This window comes from Winogradskyella sp. (assembly GCF_965228925.1).
GTDB lineage: Bacteria > Bacteroidota > Bacteroidia > Flavobacteriales > Flavobacteriaceae > Winogradskyella.
Genome location: NZ_OZ245845.1, coordinates 4,722,568 through 4,746,735, shown reverse-complemented (window position 1 = coordinate 4,746,735; position 24,168 = coordinate 4,722,568). Strand labels below are relative to the sequence as shown.

The 24,168-nt window shown below is 36.4% G+C and carries 19 protein-coding genes; 13 read left to right on the top strand and 6 right to left on the bottom strand.

Annotation, left to right across the window (positions count from 1 at the left end):
• The first annotated feature begins 4 nt into the window (after positions 1-4).
• The 6 genes from ACO052_RS19525 to ACO052_RS19500 all read left to right on the top strand — a co-directional run bounded on the left by ACO052_RS19525 (position 5) and on the right by ACO052_RS19500 (position 9,652).
• On the top strand, positions 5-673 hold the full coding sequence (locus tag ACO052_RS19525) for a bifunctional 4-hydroxy-2-oxoglutarate aldolase/2-dehydro-3-deoxy-phosphogluconate aldolase (RefSeq protein WP_422105483.1): 669 nt from the start codon (positions 5-7) through the stop codon (positions 671-673).
• Positions 674-683: 10 nt separating this feature from the next.
• Positions 684-1,208 carry a LacI family DNA-binding transcriptional regulator gene (locus ACO052_RS19520; RefSeq protein ID WP_422105482.1) on the top strand — a complete coding sequence of 175 codons (525 nt, stop codon included), beginning with the start codon at positions 684-686 and terminating at the stop codon, positions 1,206-1,208.
• A 53-nt stretch (positions 1,209-1,261) separates the two neighbouring features.
• Complete coding sequence (locus ACO052_RS19515; RefSeq protein WP_422105481.1) at positions 1,262-2,074, top strand: DMT family transporter; 813 nt, start codon at positions 1,262-1,264, stop codon at positions 2,072-2,074.
• A 434-nt stretch (positions 2,075-2,508) separates the two neighbouring features.
• Positions 2,509-5,331, top strand: coding sequence for a response regulator (locus ACO052_RS19510; RefSeq protein WP_422105479.1), 2,823 nt, complete (start codon positions 2,509-2,511; stop codon positions 5,329-5,331).
• Between the two features lie 273 nt (positions 5,332-5,604).
• The gene (locus tag ACO052_RS19505; protein ID WP_422105478.1) at positions 5,605-8,397 is read left to right on the top strand and encodes a tail fiber domain-containing protein; all 2,793 of its coding nucleotides are present in this window, start codon (positions 5,605-5,607) and stop codon (positions 8,395-8,397) included.
• 4 nt (positions 8,398-8,401) lie between these two features.
• Complete coding sequence (locus ACO052_RS19500; protein WP_422105477.1) at positions 8,402-9,652, top strand: T9SS type A sorting domain-containing protein; 1,251 nt, start codon at positions 8,402-8,404, stop codon at positions 9,650-9,652.
• Positions 9,653-9,879: 227 nt separating this feature from the next.
• Here ACO052_RS19500 and ACO052_RS19495 read toward each other — a convergent pair whose 3' ends face one another.
• The 4 genes from ACO052_RS19495 to ACO052_RS19480 all read right to left on the bottom strand — a co-directional run bounded on the left by ACO052_RS19495 (position 9,880) and on the right by ACO052_RS19480 (position 14,194).
• Positions 9,880-10,959, bottom strand: coding sequence for a DUF5700 domain-containing putative Zn-dependent protease (locus tag ACO052_RS19495; protein WP_422105476.1), 1,080 nt, complete (start codon positions 10,957-10,959; stop codon positions 9,880-9,882).
• Positions 10,960-11,054: 95 nt separating this feature from the next.
• Positions 11,055-12,512, bottom strand: coding sequence for a serine hydrolase (locus tag ACO052_RS19490; protein ID WP_422105475.1), 1,458 nt, complete (start codon positions 12,510-12,512; stop codon positions 11,055-11,057).
• A gap of 169 nt (positions 12,513-12,681) precedes the next feature.
• Positions 12,682-13,191 carry a hypothetical protein gene (locus tag ACO052_RS19485; protein WP_422105474.1) on the bottom strand — a complete coding sequence of 170 codons (510 nt, stop codon included), beginning with the start codon at positions 13,189-13,191 and terminating at the stop codon, positions 12,682-12,684.
• A gap of 22 nt (positions 13,192-13,213) precedes the next feature.
• Positions 13,214-14,194: a hypothetical protein gene (locus ACO052_RS19480; protein ID WP_422105473.1), complete on the bottom strand. Its 981-nt coding sequence runs from the start codon at positions 14,192-14,194 to the stop codon at positions 13,214-13,216.
• 162 nt (positions 14,195-14,356) lie between these two features.
• Here ACO052_RS19480 and ACO052_RS19475 point away from each other — a divergent pair, with 162 nt between their 5' ends.
• From ACO052_RS19475 to ACO052_RS19445, 7 genes are all read left to right on the top strand, one after another.
• Positions 14,357-15,604 carry a sensor histidine kinase gene (locus ACO052_RS19475; RefSeq protein WP_422105472.1) on the top strand — a complete coding sequence of 416 codons (1,248 nt, stop codon included), beginning with the start codon at positions 14,357-14,359 and terminating at the stop codon, positions 15,602-15,604.
• The gene (locus ACO052_RS19470; protein WP_422105471.1) at positions 15,597-16,265 is read left to right on the top strand and encodes a response regulator transcription factor; all 669 of its coding nucleotides are present in this window, start codon (positions 15,597-15,599) and stop codon (positions 16,263-16,265) included. Before ACO052_RS19475 ends, ACO052_RS19470 begins: the two co-directional genes overlap by 8 nt.
• Positions 16,266-16,400: 135 nt before the next feature.
• Positions 16,401-17,303, top strand: a complete 903-nt coding sequence (locus tag ACO052_RS19465) for a DUF6624 domain-containing protein (RefSeq protein WP_422105470.1) — start codon at positions 16,401-16,403, stop codon at positions 17,301-17,303.
• A gap of 78 nt (positions 17,304-17,381) precedes the next feature.
• Complete coding sequence (locus tag ACO052_RS19460; protein WP_422105469.1) at positions 17,382-18,440, top strand: helix-turn-helix domain-containing protein; 1,059 nt, start codon at positions 17,382-17,384, stop codon at positions 18,438-18,440.
• A 96-nt stretch (positions 18,441-18,536) separates the two neighbouring features.
• Positions 18,537-20,303, top strand: a complete 1,767-nt coding sequence (locus ACO052_RS19455) for a S41 family peptidase (protein WP_422105468.1) — start codon at positions 18,537-18,539, stop codon at positions 20,301-20,303.
• A gap of 11 nt (positions 20,304-20,314) precedes the next feature.
• The gene (locus tag ACO052_RS19450) at positions 20,315-20,728 is read left to right on the top strand and encodes a nuclear transport factor 2 family protein (RefSeq protein WP_422105467.1); all 414 of its coding nucleotides are present in this window, start codon (positions 20,315-20,317) and stop codon (positions 20,726-20,728) included.
• A gap of 102 nt (positions 20,729-20,830) precedes the next feature.
• Positions 20,831-21,514, top strand: a complete 684-nt coding sequence (locus ACO052_RS19445) for a type 1 glutamine amidotransferase domain-containing protein (RefSeq protein WP_422105466.1) — start codon at positions 20,831-20,833, stop codon at positions 21,512-21,514.
• Positions 21,515-21,574: 60 nt separating this feature from the next.
• On the opposite strand, the gene ACO052_RS19440 is transcribed toward ACO052_RS19445, so the two are convergent.
• Entirely contained in the window at positions 21,575-23,212 is a 1,638-nt protein-coding gene (locus tag ACO052_RS19440; protein ID WP_422105465.1) for a hypothetical protein, read from the bottom strand.
• 70 nt (positions 23,213-23,282) lie between these two features.
• Complete coding sequence (locus ACO052_RS19435) at positions 23,283-24,077, bottom strand: helix-turn-helix domain-containing protein (RefSeq protein ID WP_422105464.1); 795 nt, start codon at positions 24,075-24,077, stop codon at positions 23,283-23,285.
• Positions 24,078-24,168 lie beyond the last annotated feature (91 nt).

The window sequence follows — 24,168 nt, the reverse complement described above, 5'->3', positions numbered from 1 at the left end:
TAGTATGGCGAAATTTTCGAGAATAGAAGTGGCAAGCGTTATGAAGCAAACAGGACTAGTTCCGTTGTTTTATAATAATGACTTAGAGCTGAGTAAAAAAGTAGTGAAGGCCGTTTATGATGGAGGGGCGAGACTACTAGAATTTACGGCGCGGGGCGACTTTGCCCATGAGGTTTTTGGAGCATTGAATACATATGTTATAAAGGAACTGCCAGAAATGATTATGGGTGTTGGGTCCGTAACCGATGCCGCTAGTGCGTCAAGATTTATGGCACTCGGAGCCAATTTTATTGTAACCCCAGTATTACGTGAAGATATCGCTATGGTTTGCAATAGGAGAAAAGTATTATGGTCTCCTGGATGTGGTTCACTCACCGAAATATGTAAAGCGGAAGAGCTGGGTTGTGAAATCGTGAAATTATTTCCAGGAGGTATTTATGGGCCAAGTTTTGTAAAGGCCATAAAAGGGCCGCAACCTTGGACAAGTATTATGCCTACTGGTGGGGTTTCGCCCACTAAAGATAATCTTGAAGGCTGGTTTGAGGCTGGTGTTACATGTGTCGGAATGGGTTCTAAGCTCATTGCAAAAAATAATGAAGGTAAGTATGATTTGGACAAAATCGAATCAGATACCAGAAAGGCTCTGGAAATAATCAAATCTTTAAAACCTTAACTTAAAACTTGTGGGGCTCACCATTAAAGAAATATCCTCCATGTCTGGATATTCGGTTTCTACCGTATCCAAGGCACTTAACGATAAAAATGATATCAGCCTTGAAACGCGTAATACCATTAAAGGTATTGCAAGGAAATTCAATTATATTCCTAATAACTATGCGCTTGCCTTAAGAGGGAAAAAGAAGAAATCCATAGCCATTATATTACCAACGGTTACAATCTCAAAATACAATCAGGCATTATATCATTTACAACGCAAGGCAATAAATGCCGGTTTCAGGGTTTTATTGTATCAGACATTCAACTCCAGCAAGTCCGAGAGCAACTATATCAAAAGTTTAAATGATGGATCTGTTGACGGGATATTCATTATTTCCAATGCCTCAGAAACGCGTCCACAAGGAAATTTACTAAAAACGCCAATAATTCCTATAAACCTTAATGGAAGACTGTCTACAAAAAATATTGAAAGGCTTACGGATAACGGTTTATCTGAATTTGTAAAATCGCAAATACCGATTCAATCATAACAAGAGTTAATTCTCAAAACCTCCTCAACTTTCTGAAAAAAGGAATCCTATATATGACCATAAGTGCTTTGGCATTTACCTTGCTAAATGTATTTGTTAAATCACTAGAGGGTTTTAGCGTATATCAGATTGTGTTCTTTAGAGCCGCAGGCTCTTTGTTTTTTACCATTCCATTTTTATTAAAGTCAAAAATCCCTATGCTCGGTAAAAAAAGGGGATTGTTGGTAATGCGGAGTATATATGGACTCATTTCCATGCTGTTTTTCTTTCTCGCTTTAAAGCACACCGCTATGGGTGCTGCAGTTTCTATTAGATATATCGCCCCTATTTTTGCTGCGATTTTTGCCTTATTCTATTTAAAAGAAAATATAAAAATGGTACAGTGGGTTTATTTTGGAATCGCTTTTTTGGGTGTTTTCATCATTAAAGGGGCGGATACCCAGTTTCAAATCGGGGGAACTACTTATGCCTTAATATCAGCTGTATTTGCAGGTCTTGTCTATGTCACCATCCGAAAAATTGGAGCTGCTGAACATCCTGTTGTTATCGTTAATTATTTTATGGTTATATCTTCTGTTGTTTGCGGATTAATAGCGCTAACAGACTGGGTACATCCTGTAGGTCGAGAATGGCTCGTTTTAATGAGCCTTGGCGTTTTCGGTTACTTTGCGCAATTGTATATGACTAAAGGATTTCAACAGTGTGAAACCAACAAAATAGCACCCTTTAAATACTTGGAGGTGATATTCACAACTGGTATTGGTATTCTATATTTTAAAGAGGACTATGGTGTGTTTATTATTTTAGGTATGGCCATAATACTCATTGCGTTGAGTTTGAATTTAAAGGTAAAAACGCAGAATTGATAGGTGTTTTGAATGCATACATTGGTGAATGCGAAAAGGTATCCCTTTGGTAAACTATAACTCGGTTTCCCGCTACGCCCAACCTGTCTCGATAGCTATTGGAACAGGGTTAATCCTGTGTGTCTGCCTAGACGAGGTGCAGGTGTGTTCACGCTACAAATAGAACCCATGACCAAATGTGATAAGGAGTTTTTGACTATTTTTCAAGGTCTTTAATACTGCTAATTTATGAGCAACTAATCCTTAAGCTTCCAGTGAGGAAAAATATATGTGTGTTGTAAAAATCCTCAATCTAATAGTGACGAGAAGTAAATTACAAAGCTTGGATACCTTAAAACTATAAGATAAATGTAACGCTTCAGGTTACAAAAGTTATAGTAATTGGGCGAATATTTTTATGGCAATTCTGTATATTTATGTAGTATTGATTCCGTATGAACCGATTACTATTATTCGCGTTATTTTTCTGTGCTCTCAAGTTGGCAAGTCAGAATGAAAATGACCATTTGGGCAACCAATATCTGACCTTATCTGATAAGTTTCTTAAAGCTGCAGCGTATGACAGTGCCTATAAGTATAGTAAAGCGGCGTTCAAGATGTTTCAGTTTGCAAAAACAGATTCGCTTCTTATTGAATCGGCTTTAATAGCGCTAACTTCTAAATATAGAAGCACTAGTAATGATTCAATCCAGTTCTTCGAACTTGCCAAAAAAGCTGCATTAAACACCGAGGATTGGCGGCGACTAATGGATCTATATTATACTCAAGCTGATATTTTAAATCGCAGTGATAATAAGAATGCTGCGCTTAAGTTTTGCCTTAAAGTAGACTCAATTTCACGAACGTATAATCACTTTAGTGCGTCAACCGTTAAGGCACTCATTAGGCGTTCTGAGATCTCGAGAATGGTGTTTACTAAGGAAAGTTCAAAACGATCATATGATTTGTTACATGAGGCATTAGTACAGGCTAAATCACTGAATTCGCAAGAGCTCATACATTTAACTTATGTGTATTTATGTGATGTCAGTGGACTGGTGGGTGAGGTGGAAGAGGCAAAAAAGTACATCGATTTGGGTTTGGCTTATTATGTTAAGGAGGACATCCCTAAACATGCAGCTAGGTTGTATCTTATTGCTACATCATATTATAAGGCAACTGATAGTCTAGAAAAAGCCAAAGAAGCGTTTTTGAAGAACATTGAATATTCAAAGCGTATTAAGGATAAACGTAGATGGCCTGAAGCCATTACGTACTATGGGATTTTTCAAGGTGCTTATCTAGGAGATTGTGAAAGTGCCCTTAAGACGAATCAGGAAGCGTTGGACATTTACAAGACCCTTCTCCCAGAAGATAGAGAAACGGATTTGTACCAACGCTTAATTAGAGAACTAGGGTATTGTCATCTTGATTTAAAAAATTATGAATCGGCTGCCAATTATTTTAAAGAGGCCTACCGATTAAAAATGAAGCTTGTTAGAAATGCTAATCGAAAACTATCTCGAGATGCTGAAACAAAGTATGAAACCGAAAAAAAGGAACAGGAAATCGCCTTGCTCAAATCGCAAAACCAGTTAGAAAAACAACAGAAAGTCAATCAGCGCAATTTGTTGGTGGCTGGCTTGCTATTAACCACATTATTGGGCACATTATTTTATTTCTTATTCTATTCCAGAAAAAAGGCAAATGAAAAGTTGCGAGAATTGGATAAGTTTAAATCTCAATTTTTTGCAAATATTTCCCACGAGTTCCGAACACCTCTGACGCTTATTTCTGGCCCTTTAGAAAAGCGCCTTCAAGATGACTCATTAAGCACCGATGAGCGAAATGAGCTTTTGATGATGAAAAGCAATTCTAGTCGTTTATTGAATCTCGTTGATCAATTACTTGACCTCTCTAAATTAGAATCAGGCCATCTGAAATTAAAGGTGAAAAAAGGTAATATTACGCAATTGCTAAAATCCATTGTGTCGTCTTTTGAGCATATCGCAGTGAAAAAGAATATCATTTATAATAGCACAGTCCAAGATATAGATGAAGTTTGGTTTGATAAGGATGTCGTAGAAAAAGTAGTTATCAATTTACTGTCAAATGCCTTTAAGTATTCACCTCAACAGCGAGAAGTAAGTTTTAAGGCCCATGTCATAGATAATCAACTCGAAATTAAGGTGACTAACGCAGGAATTCCTTTAACTAAGGGTGAGATAGAACGCATTTTCGATAGATTTTATCAATCAGATGAAAACGCACAAGGCGTTGGTATTGGTCTGTCTTTGGTAAAAGAATTATTAACGCTTTCTCATGGTGGCATAAAGGTTGAAAATGTAGCGCCCAATAAAATTGCGTTTATTGCAACCCTTCCAATTTCTCAGAATCATTATAAGGACATCGAAATTTTTGACGGTGTACATCTTAATGAAGAAATGTCAATTTCAACTAAAGTTGAAGAAAATGATGTTATTGATGTTGAGGCTATCATCCTAGATTCAGAAATTCCACTTTTATTAATTGTTGAAGATAATAGTGATCTCAGAGCATTTATCAAGACATCTTTTCAAGATCAGTATCAAGTTATCGAAGCAATAAACGGGAAAGATGGCATTGATAAGGCCATTAAACATATCCCTGATATTATTATTTCCGATATTATGATGCCGGAAACAGATGGGCTGGAATTGAGCAAAACATTAAAGCAAGATGAACGAACATCACATATTCCAATAATTCTCTTAACGGCTAAAGTTGAAGCAGAAGATCAATTTAAAGGCTTGGAGACAGGAGCTGACGATTACATCACGAAACCATTTAAAACAAAATTACTCGATCAAAAAATCAAAAATCTAATTCACTCTCGAGAGATATTGCGCAAGCGCTATAGCCAAGAGGTTGTATTAAAACCAAAAGATATCGCAATATCTGATGTAGACCAGATATTTTTAGAGAAGATAGAAAATGTGCTTGATGCTCATTTGACGAATCCGGATTTTAATACAGAAAAATTTGGCGAGGCTGTAGGTATGAGCCGTATGCAACTTTACAGAAAACTCAAAGCCTTGACTGGTCTAACGGCAACAGAATTTGTACGTTCACAACGATTGATATTAGCTACAACACTACTTCAAGAAAAAAACATTAACGTTTCAGAAATAGCGTACGCTGTAGGTTTTAATGACCCATCTTATTTCTCTAGATGTTTTAAGGAAGTTTACGCATGCACCCCAAAAGAATACGCTCAAAAAAGGAAAGGTTCTCACTAATCACACTGCATTTCACTGGGCTGTTACATTATTTATAGTATCTGATACATACCTTTCATTAAGCCTTTCTCGTTCGATTTAGCTTTGTTACAGATCAATTACAAATCACTTGGTCCGTATGAAGCGGAAGTTTTATGAAGCTCATCTTACTAAACAGAGTTCCTTCACTATTTATATCAATATTAATGAGTTGAGTAAAGGGCAGTACGAGCTACGTATTATTCAGCGAAATAAAATTATAAAGCGAACTCACTTTAAAAAAGAATAACTGACATGAAAAAAATCGTAATTGTACTCATCGTACTTCTTTCGACATTGGGTTATGGTCAAACCAACAGTATCAATTACAAAGCCATTGTAAAGGACAATTTAGGAAATGTCATTTCCAATCAACCCATAACTGTTCAAATAGATATTTTACAAGGCCTCGCTCAAATCAGTGTCTATACAGAAACACACACACCAACAACAGATTCCAATGGTATTGCCATACTTAATATTGGCCAAGGTATTCCAGCAAGTGGAACATATGCCAATATCAACTGGGCTTCAGAGGAGCATTTCCTCAATGTTCAGATTGATATCGGTAGTGGATTTGTGGATTTAGGCACTACTCAATTTATGGCTGTACCGTATGCATTGTCCTCTGCTGATAATAATTGGGATAAAGCCGAAACACATATTTATAATTCAGGCGACCCAGTTGGGATTGGACTTAGCGATCAACCGGATGGACAATTAGAAATAGAGAGTAATAGTGGTGTGGCTACGCCACAACTTACCTTGAGTGAAGCTGAAAATGATTATGCACGTTTAAACTATAAAACCACTAATGGTAGTTTTTACTGGACTCTTGCTGGATTGACACAACCTCAGGTTGAAAATGACAGATTTAATATATACAATTCAAGATATGGTAATGTCCTCATGATGAAGGGTGATGGGAAGGTAGGTATTGGTGCTGACCCATCAACTGATTTTCATGTAGGTTTTGGGAAAAATGTGCTTTTTGGCAACAACTTGTCAGGATCGGGAACAAAGCTAATGTGGCTTCCAGATAAAGCAGCGTTTAGAGCAGGTTTTTTAACCGGAGGCTTTTTCTCAGATCGATGGGATGATGCCAATGTAGGATACAATAGTTTTGCTGCCAATAGCAATAATTTTGCTTCAGGTGCTTATACAACAGCCTTTGGATCTGCAACTGAGGCTACAGGTGAAATAGCAACCGTCTTTGGTTTACGAACTTTGGCCAATGCTTATAATTCATTCAGCATAGGACGCTATAATATTGGAGGAGGAGACCCAATAGCATGGGTTGAGACGGATCCGCTTTTTGAAATTGGGAATGGATCCGATGGTAGTAATAGAAGCAATGCTTTAACAATTCTAAAGAATGGGACAGTTATTGCTCCAAGCTTTGATATAGCTGAAATCACGGATAATAAAGCCTTAGTGACCAAAGAATATGTGGATACCAATAGTAGTATCTCCACGGGCTTAGAGACTTTAAACGAAGGTAACGGCATAGGATGGCGACTTATTGGGCGTAATCCAGATAACTTGGGAGATATAGGATTGAACGCTATCGATTTTAGTAACTGGACTGCAGTATCAACTATATATGGCGCTACTGGCGATTATTCATTGGCTGTTGGAAGAGGAAGTAGAGCAGAAGGTGACTACTCCTTTGCTATGGGTAATTTACCATCTGCCCAAGGTGATTTATCTTTTGCATTTGGGCAAAATAGTATAGCGGGTTCTTTAGGCGAAGTCGTTATAGGCTCTTATAACGATACTTATGCTCCGGCGACTAATGGTGCCACGCAATGGAATGAAACAGACCGGCTTTTTGTTATTGGAAATGGTCCTGCACTTGATAATAGAAGTAATGCCTTGATTGTACTTAAAAATGGGACCATTACCGCTCCAAGTTTTGATATCGGCGAAATTACGGACAATAAGGCATTAGTTACAAAAGAATACCTAGATGCCAATATTGATATCTCAACTGGTTTAGAAGCTTTAGATGAAGGTAATGGACTCGGTTGGCGGTTAAAAGGTCAAGACCACAATTATTATGGAGATATAGGTGAGGATGCTATTGATTTAAGTAGACAGTTGAATTTTAGTACAACTAGAGGTGCGACAGGGGATAATTCTGTAGCTATGGGAAGAAACACAGTAGCTTCAGGTTTGATTTCAGTTGCTATGGGATTTGATACAGAAGCTTCTGGCAGTGTTTCCTTAGCTATAGGAGATAGTACTACCGCATCTGGTTCAGGTTCATTAGCCATGGGGAACGGCACAGAGGCTTCAGGCGATAATTCTTTTGCAATGGGTGTATTATCACAAGCATTTGGACAAGCCTCTACAGCAATGGGTCTTGGTACCAATGCAGATGCCATCTATACAACCGCAATAGGCAGATATAATATAGGAGGTGGAAATTCAATTAATTCTATTGATACAGATCCACTTTTTGAAGTGGGCAATGGTGTTAACAATACAAATAGAAATAATGCATTAACCATCTTAAAGAATGGGAACATAGGTGTAGGGAGGTATACACCTTCAAGTCTATTAGAGGTGGCACATGGCAATAGTGCACCTACGCCAAGTGATGTTTCTAATGCATTAAGTATATACAATTCTAGTAATGCAAATTCTTGGCAACTGTATTCTTCTAGTGGAGGCGGATTAGTGCTATATCGCAACGGTAATTTTAGAGGCGGTTTTAATGGGACTAGTGGTGCGTATAGCTCGGTTTCGGATCGTAGGGTGAAGAGTGATATTCAAAGTTTAGAACAAGGCACACTTGATAAAGTGATGCAATTAAATCCTGTGAGTTATCGCATGAAAGCGCAAAATGATAACAGTCGCACCATTGGACTGATATCGCAAGAAGTAGAGCAAGTATTTCCTGAAGTCACAGATTATGTAAAAGAGCATGATCTTCTGACCTTATCCTACAGCGAGTTGATTCCTGTACTTATAAGGGCCATCCAAGAACAACAATCTACTATTGAAGCTCTAAGCCAAAGAATTACACAACTTGAAAATAAATAGGGTAATGAAAAGAATACAATTAGTTTTTACGGCATTAATAGTTGTGCTTTCAATAAGTGCAAGTGCGCAAACAGTATTTAAGTTAGATTCCATACACCAATTTTCATGGGATCAAGTGACCGTGCAATGGGATCACAATACCAGGGAATTATTTACCTATGATAACGGAGGCAATAAAGAAACGAATCTACTACGACTTATTCTCAATGGTGGTATTTGGGAAAATTTTTACCAGTTTAATAAAGCATACAATGCTAACAATGACATTGAAGAGCGCATACGCCAAAACTGGGATGGCAGCATGTGGCAAAACTCAGAACAATTAACTTATCAGTACAATACAGACGACTTAGTTGAGACGTTTTCATTTGCTATATTCATTAACCCGACATGGCAAGTTTTTAACCAGAACACATATCTCTATGATACTTTGGGCAATCGTATAGAGGATCTTTTAACTGAATATGATTTTGCAAGTATGATGCTTCGCAATAAAGAACGACGTACATACGATTTTACAAGCAGTATTTTAAACTATGAAATAATGGAAACTTGGCGGACAATATTAAATGATTGGGAAAATGATGAACGTAAAGATTACTTCTACAACACTGATGGTGTGTTAATTAGAGAAGAAATAAGTGGCTGGAATATTGGAGGAGGTACATGGGCCACACCGTACCGACAGTTTTTGTATTCCTATAATACAGATGACTTGGTAGAAGAAATTATCGATCAGCTTTATGTCACAGATACTTGGTTTAATAATAATAGGACTTTATTAACATATGCATCTAATAATTTAACGGAATTCCTTAGTCAGGAGTGGAATAATAGTACGTTACAATGGGAAAATAATTTTCGTCAGTTGCGTACTTTTGATTTGGATGACAACGAAATAGAATTAATCTATGAGACTTGGGATGATACTGTTGGAGCATGGGAAGGTACTCTTCGTATTTTAAAATTTTGGTCTTCAACAGAAACACTGAGTGTTAATTTTGAAGGTGCTTTAGAGACTTCCATATATCCTAATCCTTTTATTGATAAGTTGAACATAAAGCTTGAAAATCCTACTAATACAAGCTTGGAGGTGCATCTCTATACTGTTTCAGGACAGTTGATTAAACAAAAAATGATACATCCAAATACCTCTGAGTTTTCCTTTGAATTAAACGACGAAAGTGCAGGGTCCTACGTTCTGCATTTATATGCTGGAAACAAAAAAGAGGTATTTAAAATTTTAAAGAATTAATAGGCATCTTTTTTAATTTCAAGACGATTAATCCTAGTATAAACCGATAGATACGACAGTCTTTACTTGATAATGCTCAAATTGCTTTCAAGGAAGAAAATCTCTAAAGATCATGAATTAAATGACACGATATTTTTCCGATACATTCTATAAGTGCACTCCCCAACCAAATTTGGTTAGAGGTTTTTTAAGTTTAGTTGATTGATTTATGATTCAGAAACATTAAATCAATGTATATATTTTGCTTCTAGGGATTGCAAAAAAGCGATGGCGTTTTCCGATAATGATGGGAGCGCTTCATCAGCATTTGCAATTTGATTATAGCTATAAAAAAATGAAAAAGGGTTTTCTAAGTCGCTTATAACCTCATTGAGCAGACCATGACGCTTTATAGCTTCAGCCATAAATTGACCGGGGATATGCCCTACGGAGTTGGCTAGGGCAGTTCTGTATGCGTCTTCAGTATGATGGATACCTTGAGCTTCATCTTCTAAATATTGGTTCAGTGTGCCAATGACATCAGGAGCATAATTTAATAAGGCCATGTATTGTGTATTTAACCACCAGTCTGACCCTTCAAAAACTATAGTGGATTTATCGACTAAATCGGCAATGCCTTCTGTCTGAATACTTTGTACGGCCCACATAGGACCTGTGTCATGCTTATCAAGATGTTCAGTATTAATTTTACTTTCCATCATAAAGTGATGTAATTCGTGAGCAATGAAACTACCGAGACGTCTTTTGTCAAAATCGTATTGTAAAATGATATCAACAAAAATGCCTTTGTCACTTGCGGAGCCATCCCAAAGTCCATGGATGTAAATATTCGGTATAGTATCTAAACGACGCATGGACTTGGGCAGATAGGTCTTAGCCAAAGTAACAGCACTGTCTTGCAATATTTCCGAGTTTTGCTTCAACCATGTAATATGGTTGAGGTACTCATGTTTATAATCTTGATATCGTTTCCTTATTTGTAATCTTATATTGGAGTCGATGCTTGCTTTTAAAAGACTATCATTATCGGGTATATATGATTGCTCCATTTCATGACGTATGAGCTTTAATGTGGCGCTTGAAATGTTGTTTTCATCTATATAAAGTCGGTTACCTTTTAATGTCAAAAAGGTATCCCATTGCTTATCAGAAATGGCTTTACCATTTTCTAGTTGTTCAAGGAGCTCAAAATAGGCATCTACAGATTCAAAGTTAATGCTGCTATATACGGGACTTTGTTCTTTTTTTTGGTTTGAATTACAAGAAAAAATAGCAATTGCGATAAGAACATAGAGGACTTTTTTCATAAGAAGAAACGTATGGGTTGGTATTTATAGAGACGCAAATTTTACTGAAATGGTTGCCTAATCAATTAGATTTCGTGTCGTTTGGTAAAGTCGTATTAATTGCTTCCCGATAATTCTGAAAGGTGTTGTTTTGAACGCGTTGCTATAGTTGAATTTTTATCAGCACTTAATTCGATGGCCTTTTTAAAACTGTTTATGGCCGCTTTGGTTTCATTCATTCGTTTATAGGCTATTCCCAAACCATAATAGGCATTGGCATAACTTGGAAAATCAAGAGTGATGGTTTTAAAGACTGCTTTGGAAGCTTTATTGCGGTGCTGATTGAGGTAGATGATTCCCAAATAATACAACTCTAATGCCTTGGTTTTATAGTGGTCTTCATGCTTTAGTGTATGATAAACATCAATGCCTTCTAAAATTCCGTTTTGTTCTATCTCTTTTTTAAGAACGATTTCAATGGGCATAGGAATTTTATATTCTGAAAATATACTCGCAAGGGCTCTTACCTTATATCTCAGGTTGCGACTTGACCAGTTTCTGTTAGAAAACAGCACTATTGAAAGTTCTAGATCAGGAATACGTATAACCTGACTTTCGAAACCAGCGGTACCGCCTGAGTGATGTAAGATCTTTATCCCATTTTGATATTCTACAAACCAGCCATAGCCCTCACCATCTTTTGTGGTCTTGCTATGGTTGTCCCAATCAATAAAGGCATCTTCTAGTTCCTTTTTGGGAATGAGCTCGCCTTTGTATAGCGCCTGATCCCATTTGTAATAATCGCTGGTACTGCAGTAAATACCCCCATCGCCTTGAATGGCACTTGTAATACTCTGATCGTTAAATCGGATACTATCATTGACCACGGCATATCCAAAGGCGCGATTCTCAATATTTTGATTTTGCTGAAAAACCATGCTGTTGTGCATTCCCAATGTTTCAAAAATCTCTCGCTTTACAAATGTGGCGAAGGATATGCCACTGACTTTTTCAATCACCTGAGCTAATACGGCATAGCCCGAATTGCTATATCTATAGCTTGTTCCAGGCTCAAAATAGGTCTTTTGACTTTGCTTTAAGAATTCTAGAATTTCATAATCTAACAATTGTTTTGTTCTGGACTCCTCTATAAACCCGTTGTAATCAACAATGCCGGATTGATGCGTGAGCAAATGCCTGATGGTTATATTTTTACCGTACTCGGGGAAATCCGGAAATATATCTCTAAGATTAGTAGTATAATTTAATTGGCCGTTTTTCACCAAAATCATAATACATGCTGCAGTAAATTGTTTGGTTACAGAGGCAATTCTAAAATTGGTGTTAGAATCGATTTTAGTGCCTTGGCCTACGTTAGCCAAACCATAATTGGTTTCATAAACTAAGTCACCCTTGCTAATAACCCATACACTAGCGCCAGGCTTGCTTGGCGTGCAGTCGCTAAATAAATAATCAATGAGGTCTTGTTCACCCTCATTAAGAACTTTATTGGACTTTTGGGCAAAAATGCCATTGCATAATAAAAGTGCTATGAATACAGTGGTGATTCTCATCAGTTAGCTTATAAAGATTAGCCACATCAAATATATTTATCTTAAGGGGCACATCCCATAAATGCACAACGTAAACCTATGGATTTATAAATCTGTATAAAAAACCATCTAAGGCGCAATTTATTGAGTTCAAAGATTGGCCTTAGATAGTTTTATATGGTTGAGGAGATTAGTTCTTTTTTAACCATTGCGTCACACCCTTATTCGTTTTTAGGGAAAACTTACCTGAGGGCCCTGTTTTTTTGGATGTGATGTTGTAGCCATAACAATCTTCTTTGAGCTTTTGATACGCATCTCCTAAAAGGGATTTAAAATAACCACGGTCTTTTTCAAAGTGATTAAAAATAATACAAAACCCTTTTTTGTTATTGGTTTTTGATTTCAGCAGGATGCTATAGATCTGGTCTTTATCAATACCCATGTACGAATAGGCCACAGCGATTCGCCAATAATCGATATAATCCATGGTACTTGCCTCTCGTCTTTTAAAGTCGTAATAGGCGTAATCGAGTTCTTTGATGCCTTTAATATAACTTTCCGTGGATACCGTTGCTGTTTTCGCTGGATAGTAATCAACGGCTATGACAGGTTCATTATTGAGGTTTTTTGTTTGACTATAACCTATGGATTGGTAGAGATTAAAGAATACAATGAATAGACTTAAAATGATTGTTTTCATGATATTATAGTTTTGTTTTATATTAAAATGCGTTTCCGCCACCTTTACTGTTATTTCGGGAATATATTTCCTCTTGGGTCAATGGAGGTAAACCGATAGATTTTCGTTTTTCATTGACAGTTTCTGGATCTAGTTTACCCGGCCAAAAGCCATAAACTGTTTTTCCGGTTTTAAAAAAAGAGCTGTGATCTTCAAACCTGGCCCAGAAAAATGGTCGGATATTTCCTTTTTTAATCTCTGCGTTGATATAAGGTTTAAAAAAGTCCCAAACCCAACTGTCCTTGTCATAGATACCTCTTTGATGCCAAAGGATCATCTCACCTTCTTTTTGCCAACCGTGTTCTTTAGTAATATCAATTAAAGCTCTAACATTTAAACTGTCGGCGTAAACAAAAGCTTTCTGTTGAAACTCTTTTTTTTCTTTGCTGAGTTTTGGCCATAAGATGCTTTGATATTTTTTTCGAATGAGACTGTCCTTTGGTTTATTATACTTCATTAAACTATCGAACGCCGCATTCGATATTTCGGGGGTTAAACCAAAATAATAGTTGCTCATTTTTCTTGTTTCTTCATCTCTATTCAAGATCTTTTGAATTTTAAAATAAGCAACTGGGTCTTTTAGATTTCGATAAAATTGTTCTAAATGCCTATTATAGTTTTCTGCAATTTTTTTTGCACATAATTGATAGGTCGCATTCTCGGAAAAAGTGATGATCGTACTTTTTTCTATTTTCATTTTTTCTATAGCAGCAATTATGAAGTTTCTACTTAGGTCAACTTTACCTAATTCTGCGGCCAGCAATGATGCGTGCAAATAGTCTATACTTCGTTGCGGTTGTGCTATAGAAAAGCCTTCTTGGTATAGTTTTAATGCCTCGATTTTTAGGTTTTTGTTTTCGGCGCGACGCGCATTTAGTAGTAATTCAGCTTGTTTTTTAAAGTCTGTTTGTCCAAATGATAATGTGGTAACACATACGAAAAGGATTAAAATTTTTGTTTTCATGTTTTGTTTTTTTAAGATGATGAGGCAAAGCTATAGCGCGGTTTATTTAACTTAAATGAACAATAATTGAAGCTTTTATAATAAAATCTGAAAAACCTTAAAGGAAACTGAAAAACCGAACACCCTAAGCGCTTTGTTTATACATTTGTTAAAAATCGACTTATGAAGTTCAGATATATTGTATTGATAGTCATTTCCTTAGTGCTCTTAGGTGGTTTGGCCTATTGGCAGATAAGTCACCTTGCAGCCACTCAAAAATTAGAAAAGGAACTTGAGCTGAAGGGCATACAATCGATGTTGATGACGACGGCCATTAGCATTCGTAAAGTCGAGCGCACAGATTCGCTTATACGCACAGATGCCTCTAAACAGTTTAGACTCATTGATTCTCTCGTCAATAAGAATTTTAAGGATTATGATTACAATTTTGATTGGGCCATTGTCGATGGAAATGAAACTATCGATGAGCGCTTAATAAGCCATAACAAAGCTACCACCGATATCCTTGAATCCGATATTAAAGTATGCTTGTCTTGTTTGGTGATGATAGATATTGTAGATGATAAGGTTGAAGGCCATGATGCAGGTTTTATATTAAATCAGAGTCCAGCTCAAATGATGGAAATGCGCGGCATGGATAAGTCAAACATTAAATACATATATTTAGCATATACGGATGATTCCTCGATTGCACTAGAAACTTATACCATTCCCTTGGTGTTTTTAATAGGCCTAGGCTTTTTATTTTTTTGGTTAGTACGCCTAATCCGCCAACAGGGTTTATTAATAAAACAGAAGAATGAGTTTGTAAATCACCTGTCGCATCAATTTCAAACCCCATTGTCCTCCATAAAAATTGGAGCGAATTTATTGTCAAAAAAATATGTAGATGAAGATCTCATTAAGATCATACAAACTGAAGGAAATCGTCTAGAAAATCATATTAAAACGGTGTTGCACTGGGTAAAATCTGATGCCAACCGTTTACAAATTCATAAGGAGGAGATTCGGGTGACCGACCTTATCGAAAACGCTCTAAAAGAGATGAAACCTGTATTTCAGATCAACAAGACTACAGTACAATTTGTACCTCCTGAAAATGAATATATTGTAAAAGCAGATAAAAATCATTTACAACTGATGTTGTTCAATATTTGGGAAAACGCTATCAAGCATAATGAAGTTCCTGTTAGCATTACAATTACAGTGGAAAGAATGCATCATATCTTAACCATAAAAACAGCTGACGACGGTAAGGGCGTGAGCAAAATTGACGATAGTATTAAGTATAAGGGTTTAGGTCTCGAATACATCAATACTATTATGGAGGACCACAAGGGCGCGCTTAAGATTTCAAAAAACGAACCTAAAGGATTAACAGTATCATTAAATTTTCCAATCAATGAATAGAGTACTTTTAGTTGAAGACGATAAAAGTTTTGGTTATGTACTGAGCGAGTACTTATTGCTCAAGAATTTTCAGGTCGTATGGGAGGAAACAGTAAGCGCAGCACTCAAAGCATTGAGTAAGCACGCATTTGATATCGCCATATTGGATGTGAACTTAAAAAATGGATCGGGTTACGATGTCGCTTCAGAGATTAAAGATAAACGCTACGATATTCCATTTATCTTCTTGACGGCAAGAGATTTAAAAATAGATCAATTAAAAGGTTATCGCTATGGTGCCGAAGAATACGTCACAAAACCCATTGATGAAGAAATCCTACTGGCCAAAATACAGGCTGTTTTATCGAGACAGACCAACCATGATAAACACCAACAGACATTGGAGTTTAAGACTTTGATTTTAGATAAATCTAAGCGTGAACTGAAAGTGGACTCAACATCAATTCAGCTTACGGAGCGGGAAAGTTTACTTCTGGAGATGCTTATTTCGAGATCCGAGAAACTGGTTGAGCGAAAGGAAATTCTGCAGCGCTTATGGGAAAATCAAGATGAATTTTCAAGAAATTCTATGGACGTGTATATATCAAGATTAAGGAAGTACCTCACCGAGGCCAATATATCCATAAGAAATGTTCACGGAAAGGGCTTCGTATTGGAGTAATCACCTTCTGTTTTTTGGGGACTTAAGACGTCTTTCAGATTTTTAAGTTTTTATTAAATGGCAACAAGCTTTCATTTAGTTTTTTTAGGAAAGATCAGCTATAGTTTTGTCGTATAACCGATAAAATTCAAAACGATGAAAAATTTAGTATGTATCCTTTTTTTACTCATAGCGGTAAATTCTAATTCACAAACCATTCAGCTTAATTATTATCCTGAATATTCTGGTAAGGTAAGCTTAGAGGCTTATAATATGGCTAAAACAGAGCTAAAGAGTATTTATGGTCAACTGGAAAAGGCAGAAATCAAGACGTTTATCTATGCGGACTATTTCAATATTGGTGCCGCTTATATGAGAATGGGTCAAGAGAAGGCGATTGTACTCCCATTCTTTTTAAAGGTCAAAGCACTTAGCCCAAGTTTTCTGTGTGCTATGTACAGTCAGGTAAAGGACCATAATGCCTTTGAAGACCCTAAGGCTGAAGATCCGTATAAGGTTTATTTTGGGAGTGATTTCGATTTGCTTTTTGGAGATTGCCAGACAGAAATAATAAAAACTGAAAATGTACCCTATTGGAGAACTATTAAAGACCAAATAGATGTACAGTTATATAACGAAACTCTCATAGATGAACTTATCGCTCTAATGGAAAAAGATCAGTTTTATCGCGGAGTATCGTTTAACCACTATATGAAAAATAGGGAAAAACAGACGATTTTAGACAAAGAAGTAAGAGCGCGTTTGGCTGAAATATTTAATGATTATGGCTATCCTACCGCAGAAATGGTCAGTGCAGAATTTAAAAATATCGGATGCCTTTTATTGGAACACTCGGGAGATATTGAATCATACAATACGTATTTTGGTCTTGTAGAAGAAGCTTATTTTAAAGGAGAGGTAGATAAACACTACTTCATAATGCTTATTGACCGTATTAATTTTAGGAAGAATGGTTATCAAATATTTGGAACGCATCGGGGAATACCATTTGCTGACGAAGCGATTATCACCAAGTGTAAGGAAAAATATAATTTGTAATAAGAATTATAGTTGTAATTTGGCGTTTATTGCAATAGACGCCAAATTATTTAGTCATCATAAAAAAATATAGTCAACTTGAATATTAGTAACCAGTTATTATTTTTTTTTAGTGCGCTCGGCGCGTTTAATGGGCTTTTCTTAAGTATTTATTTTGCATTTTTTATTAAGAGGAAAAACCGCAGTACTTATTTTCTGGCTGCCCTGTTGTTTGTCATCAGTTTTAGGGTGACCAAGTCTGTTTTTTTAACGTTTTATCCAGGGACATCCTCTACCTTTATTCATCTAGGTTTATTGGCCTGTTTGCTTATAGGGCCATTTTTGTATTTATATACCAAGGTGACCATTAAACCTAATCGTGTCGGAAAATATTCGTGGCTTGTTCATGTCATACCAGTGACTATTTTTATGATTATTGCCGGCTCTCTTTTTCCTTATAGGGAATATGCGTATTTATGGTGGCGTATGCCGCCAAGACCTTTTGGTGTGATCAGGTCCTTACAATGGACCTTGTATGTGTTTGCTTCATTGTATTTAATTAGAGGGATCATCAAAAAAGTGTTCTTTGATAATAAAAATGCAACAACTCAAGATTTTTGGTTGGTAACCATTAATATAGGAAATACAATTATTTGGTTGGCATACAATACCACTCAGTATACCTCTTACATTGTAGGGGCACTTTCTTTTTCGTTTACCTTTTACGTCACCATTTTTATATGGTTTTATAAGCGTCGGCAAAACTCTTTGGCTTTTCTTTTTCCTGTTGAGAAATATGGAAGTAAAAAAATCGGTAAGTCTGAAACCGAAAAGTTATCAAGGCAGTTAGAGACGTTGTTTGTGGAAAAAGAGTTGTATAAGGATGCGACGTTGAAACTTCCAGACGTGGCAAAACTGTTAGAAGTCAATACCAGTTATTTGTCACAGTATTTTAATGATAATCTAGGGAAGAGCTTCACGAGTTATATCAACGAATACCGTATTGAATCCGCTTCAAAAATGATTCAAACCAATAATGTCTTAACACTCGAGGCTATTGGTAACGAGTGCGGTTTTAAATCTAATTCTTCGTTTTATTCCGCTTTCAAAAAAATTAAGGGCATGACACCTGCCCAGTATAAAAAAAAACTACTCTAATTTCTTCGGAATTATAAATTCAAAGGTTTTCAAAGTAGATATAGTCTCGTTTTTATAGGGATTGACCATAGTTTTATTCCATAAAACAAAACTATCATGTCAAAACGTTTAAATGTAATTCACCTCACTCTAGTATTTGTATTGTGTTTTAATACTTGCTTTTCATTGGATTTTATAAACAATAGGGGTATAAATCATACACAATTTACAGATTCAACACCTACACTTTTACCAGTAAAAAAAACGGAGCTTAAGCAAATTATAAACCGAATAAGCGATTCCTTAAAGTACTATTATGTCTCTATCGAAGAAGGTGTCGAAGCAGGGAATTACATCAAAAATCAATTAGAAAATGGGGCTTACGATAGCCTTAAAGATCCTAAACAGTTGGCCGAAAAATTAACGGAAGATTTAAGATCCGTACATGGCGATTTGCATTTGTTTGTTTCGCACCGAGAACAGAATTCATCACAGAGCCCATCTCATGGTTCAACGCCGAATAATAGGTACGAAGGCCTATCTAAAGTGTCTTTTATGGAGGATAATATCTATGTGAAATTTACGGACTTTGGAGATTGGAATAACGCCAATAATGCGCGACAAACCATAACAAAGCTCGCACCGCTCTTTGAAAATAAGAACGCCTTAATCATTGATGTGAGGGATAATCTGGGCGGTGTACCCTATGTGGTTTCTCATTTGTTGAGTTATTTTTTCGATAAAACCCCTAAAAAGTTGGCCAATTATTTTATTAGGTACAACGATACGAACTACAGTATCTATACCGAACCAAATGTGTCTGGCACAAGGTTCCCAGACTTGCCCATTTATGTTTTGGTGAATGGAAAAACGGCATCCGCCGGAGAGGAATTGGCCTTTTGGTTACAGGGACAAGAAAGAGCAACAGTCATTGGACAAAATACTATTGGGGCTGGTTATGGCGCCATGGAGCACCGTCTAAACGAACGCTTTTTTATTTCAATATCAAACGAAACTGAGGTTGACCCCGTGACGAATAAAGGCTTTCAAATTACTGGTGTTAAACCTGATATTGTCATAGAAAATGAAAAAGCTTTAGATAAAGCTATGGAATTGATAGAAGCAAAAGCCCAATCAGGAACGCCAGACCTAAGTTTAGAAGGATTAAGAGAACGCATTAGCACTATAGATGTTAATAATATTGGGGCCTCCATTTCGGAATTAATTACAAGGTATCACACAGCGGGTGTAATCAATCATAGTGCTATCAACGAACTCGGTTATGCGTTTATGCACCAGCCCAAAAAGGCTGTGGCAATTTTAAGAATGAACACAATTCTATATTCATTTTATCCCAATTCGTTTGATAGCTATGCGGATGCCTTAGTCGCTAATAAACAATATGAATTGGCCAAAACAAGCTATGAAAAAGCTGTAGAATTGGCTGAGCTAAAGAGTAATAGAAACCTGGCGGTATTTCAAGAAAATCAAAACAACTTCTTAGCAACTTACGCTACCTATAATCAGAATTTAAAAGCCATTCGAGAGGTCTTAAATCATTACATTCAAGGGACCTCTGCTGGAGAGCCCGAACGATTGGACATAGCCTTTCACGATGATTTGAATTTGTATTCAATAGATGGCAAAACAAAAGACTTAAAGATTTGGCCAGGAAGAGATTATAAAAAGATTTTCAAAAAAGGCGAAAAGAATAATCGTATCGGTAGGATTGTGTCTATCGATGTTGAGAATAACATTGCTATGGCAAAAGTTGAAATTACCCGACCGAACAGTACAACGAAGTTTATTGATTTTATGATGTTGTTAAAGATTAAAGACCAATGGAAGATTGTCCATAAATCATATACCAAAATCCCAATTTAAAACTTTTAATCATGAAATATATATTGATTTTAATGATGGCCCTTTTCGTTCAGCCAATTTCAATTCAAGAGGATGAAACAGGTGCCATCAAAGCAACTTTAGAGAACTATATAAATGGTTCCACAGGGGGGAAGCCCGATTTACTGAGAACTGCTTTTCATCCTGATCTCAACCTTTATTATGTAAGAAATAATAAGTTAAAAGTATGGTCTGGCGAGGCGTATATCAAAGACACAAAAGAAGGTCAGCCAACAGGTGAGTCGGGTGAGATTTTATCGGTGGATTATACAAACGATATTGCGGTTGCTAAAGTGATGATCTCGAGTCCAAACACCAGCGCCCCTTATATCGATTATTTTTTACTAGCAAAGGCGGAAGGGAAATGGACGATTATTCATAAAGCATTTACCAAGAAAACAGATTAAAACTTTGAGATTATGATAATGAAAACAGTCAAATCGATTGGCTTGATCTTAACAATCACTGTCATCCACTTGAGCTTGTACAGTTGCAAAAATGAAAGGGAGTTGCCACGAATAGTAATGGTAGTTTCAAACCAAGATACTTATGGTAATACCAACATACGAACAGCCAATCATTTTGAAGAGATAGTGGTCGCTTATGATGTATTTATCAATAAGGGTTTTGCTGTTGATTTTGTAAGTCCAGATGGAGGTGCCGTACCCATAGGCTACTTAAATACTACCGATCCCATTCAGAAGCAATACATTTATGATCATACATTGATGGATCTGCTTAAAACTACTAAAACACCGAGCGAGATTGATCCAGAAAATTACAAGGCCATTTATTATAGTGGTGGCGGCGCGGCAATGTTTGGTGTGCCAGAAAATAAGACCATTCAAAACATAGCTAAGACCATACATACTAATAATGGTGTGGTCTCGGCAGTATGCCACGGTTCGGCTGGTATTGTTCATGTTAAAGATAAAAACGGCAATCCCATATACTATGGTAAAAAAGTCAATGGCTTTCCCAATAAATTTGAAAATAGCAAAGCAGACTATTTTAAAACCTTTTCATTTACCATTGAAGACGCCCTGAAAGACAATGGAGGCAACTATTCGTTTTCTGAAGATGGTTGGGACGGTTACTTTGTGGAAGATGGCAATTTAATCACAGGGCAAGACCCAACATCTACCCAAGCGGTGGCGCAAGCTGTTGTCGATTATATTTTCAAGAATAACTAAGTGGAAGCCATTTACTATGGGCAAATACAAAAGGGAGATTATGTCAGCAGTCTTAGCGCTTCATTTTCCATGGTCTAAGGCCTTTAGTCGACCCATAATATAATCTTCAATATAGTGTTTTAAGTAATTGTCTGTTTTCCTATCGCGACTAAAAAGATCTAATGTTTTCTTGTAGAGCGCAACGGCTTTTGGTACTTGCTTAAGGTCTTCATAAAGTTGAGCGAGATTAACCGAAATTAGACTATTATTTGGATGATCTAAATGAAGTTGTTCATAGAGCTTTCTACTATCGTCTAGTTTTTCGTTTCGACCAATTTTCCCTGCGACTCTTCTAAGGTCATTACTTATATCGACGTATTTGTTTTTAGGATCGTCTCGAAATTTGAAATAAAGTTGGAGTGCCGCATCAATACTAGCGTTCATCGCTAATTCATAAATTTCATCAACGACGTGTTTACGTGGAGGCTCGTATTGGTATATAGCCTCTAATATAGGTTGTTTAAAGCTAAAATAATCTTGCGATGATATTGGAACATAGATATGGGGCGAAATCCAATCTTCATCAATAAATGGCCCAAAAGGTTTAAAGTATTCCGATGAATAAGAAATACTTAAGCCTGAATTTGGTAAGGTAATTCTATGGCTATTTTCTCCATATAAATTTGGTTTTGCACCTGTTGGTTCACCTATAAAAATAGGATTACAATACTTATGAATCTCAGCGCATGTGACAATAGAGGCCGACAAGGTCCAACGTCCTATGATTACAAATATTTGACCGTCTTCAATGGTCTTTTCGTAGTTCATCAGCGCATAAATTAAAGGATAAACTAAACGGCTATTGCCCCCAACATTTCTTCGTAGATCGATAACAAGCTTTTTAGGTTTATAGGTTGTAGTGGCACTTAATATATCCTCGGCGAGTTGTTTAAAGGAATGGTTCTCATCTTCGTCTATACTATTTAATTGAATATAGTACGTATGCTCTATTTTGTTATAGTGCGTCCAATATAAACTGTCATTATGCTTATAAACTATGGGTAAATCCCTTTCGGTATCCCTATGACTTAGCCAATCTATATTCTTGAGTGTTGTAGCATTGACGACAACCTCTTTTGTGCCAGATTCATTTTTAATTGCTAAAGGAATGTGCTTTAAATCATCAATGATTCCAAAGCGCTTAAGAACTTCAGTAATAACGATAAATCGATCATACGAAATGAGTTGAGTGAAGGCATTTTCGTTATAACCAATCTTGCTAATTTGAGGTTTAATGTCATTAACATCAATAGAATTAATGGCTAATAGTTGACTCCCAATAAGGTCTTTGTAGGCCTTGTCGGTTGCGGTTATGAATAACCCATCTTCAAAATAGTTTAATTTAATGGGGAGTCTTTCAAACTCCCATTTGTCCTGATATCCTGGATGAAGCCAAGTATGCGCATCACCAACCCTTGCTATGAGTTCACTCATCCTTACGATTAATTCCTTATCATCTATCGAATGAGAAAGTCTTATTAAATTTTCAATGTCATTGCCAAAATCCTCCTTTGAGATGCTATGATAAAGATTGGCATGTCTTTCTTCCAATTTATTATGTAGATATTTCAAATCTTGTTTCCATTTTATAGGCGTCATTTCTATCTGTCCATAAAGACATATTGGAACAAAAACGATGAATACTATAAGTCTGTTCATAATTCAAATGATTTTAATAGCGGGCACAAAATACGTGATGCCTTAAAATAAAAATTGTAAAAAAGGTTAGTTACAATTTTAATTGTTCCGAAAAAAGATGAGCTTCGGATATAAACTTAGAGGGCGATATGCCTGTAGCCTTTTTAAGATCTTTGATAAAGTGTGACTGGTCAAAATAGCCATAATCCATGGCAATCGAGGTCAAGGATTTCTGTCGATGGTTAACAGCATTTTTGATAACTTCTCGTATGCGCACATAGCCCGCAAATTCCTTGATGGAGTTTTTGGTTTGATGAAAAAACAGGTCGTTGAGTTTTTGTCTGGAATAAGGAAAGAGGTCTAAAAGATCCTTGATTTTAATAATACCCTTATTGTCATAAATCTGATTGCATATTGCTCTACTGATGATTAACTCATTGATGTTTGGCAAGGGCTTGGTTAAAAAGTAAGCTTCAGTGTGATGTACCATATCTTCAAAAGAATTGGAGCTAAATACTTTTTTATGCAGCTCAATAATATCTGATGCGTAAGTCTTGCTCAAGTCGATAATACCGTAATCGTTAGGAAAAAAAAATGAAGATACCCATGGTTGTATTTTTATGGCAAAATAGTTCAGAGAGTCAGGGTAAATAAGTCTGTAGGGTAGCGGTAGCTTACCTAGTGAAAAGTACTGTGGTAGTTTTATTGGTGGCTTATCCTGAATTTGAATCCTAATATTATGCTCTTTTACGAGTATGAATTCAAAACAACCGTCTTCTACCATGAGACCTGTATTCTGTGCGTTTTCAATAGAACAGAGTTGATATAACCTGAAAATGTCTTTAGGCAGTTGGTCTGGTTGAGCGTCGATATAATTTCTGTGCATTACGCAATCGTTTAGGACTTAAAACTAAAGGTAATAAAGAATTGTTGTATCCATTTAAAAATGATCTTCTTAATGGTGTTTTTTAATTGAA

What these genes read in the sequence shown, in the direction of transcription:
- ACO052_RS19525 (WP_422105483.1), top strand. Translation starts at nt 5, where the DNA reads ATGGCGAAATTTTCGAGAATAGAAGTGGCAAGCGTTATGAAGCAAACA.
- ACO052_RS19515 (WP_422105481.1), top strand. Translation starts at nt 1,262, where the DNA reads ATGACCATAAGTGCTTTGGCATTTACCTTGCTAAATGTATTTGTTAAA.
- ACO052_RS19510 (WP_422105479.1), top strand. Translation starts at nt 2,509, where the DNA reads ATGAACCGATTACTATTATTCGCGTTATTTTTCTGTGCTCTCAAGTTG.
- ACO052_RS19505 (WP_422105478.1), top strand. Translation starts at nt 5,605, where the DNA reads ATGAAAAAAATCGTAATTGTACTCATCGTACTTCTTTCGACATTGGGT.
- ACO052_RS19500 (WP_422105477.1), top strand. Translation starts at nt 8,402, where the DNA reads ATGAAAAGAATACAATTAGTTTTTACGGCATTAATAGTTGTGCTTTCA.
- ACO052_RS19495 (WP_422105476.1), bottom strand. Translation starts at nt 10,959, where the DNA reads ATGAAAAAAGTCCTCTATGTTCTTATCGCAATTGCTATTTTTTCTTGT.
- ACO052_RS19490 (WP_422105475.1), bottom strand. Translation starts at nt 12,512, where the DNA reads ATGAGAATCACCACTGTATTCATAGCACTTTTATTATGCAATGGCATT.
- ACO052_RS19485 (WP_422105474.1), bottom strand. Translation starts at nt 13,191, where the DNA reads ATGAAAACAATCATTTTAAGTCTATTCATTGTATTCTTTAATCTCTAC.
- ACO052_RS19480 (WP_422105473.1), bottom strand. Translation starts at nt 14,194, where the DNA reads ATGAAAACAAAAATTTTAATCCTTTTCGTATGTGTTACCACATTATCA.
- ACO052_RS19475 (WP_422105472.1), top strand. Translation starts at nt 14,357, where the DNA reads ATGAAGTTCAGATATATTGTATTGATAGTCATTTCCTTAGTGCTCTTA.
- ACO052_RS19470 (WP_422105471.1), top strand. Translation starts at nt 15,597, where the DNA reads ATGAATAGAGTACTTTTAGTTGAAGACGATAAAAGTTTTGGTTATGTA.
- ACO052_RS19465 (WP_422105470.1), top strand. Translation starts at nt 16,401, where the DNA reads ATGAAAAATTTAGTATGTATCCTTTTTTTACTCATAGCGGTAAATTCT.
- ACO052_RS19455 (WP_422105468.1), top strand. Translation starts at nt 18,537, where the DNA reads ATGTCAAAACGTTTAAATGTAATTCACCTCACTCTAGTATTTGTATTG.
- ACO052_RS19450 (WP_422105467.1), top strand. Translation starts at nt 20,315, where the DNA reads ATGAAATATATATTGATTTTAATGATGGCCCTTTTCGTTCAGCCAATT.
- ACO052_RS19440 (WP_422105465.1), bottom strand. Translation starts at nt 23,212, where the DNA reads ATGAACAGACTTATAGTATTCATCGTTTTTGTTCCAATATGTCTTTAT.
- ACO052_RS19435 (WP_422105464.1), bottom strand. Translation starts at nt 24,077, where the DNA reads ATGCACAGAAATTATATCGACGCTCAACCAGACCAACTGCCTAAAGAC.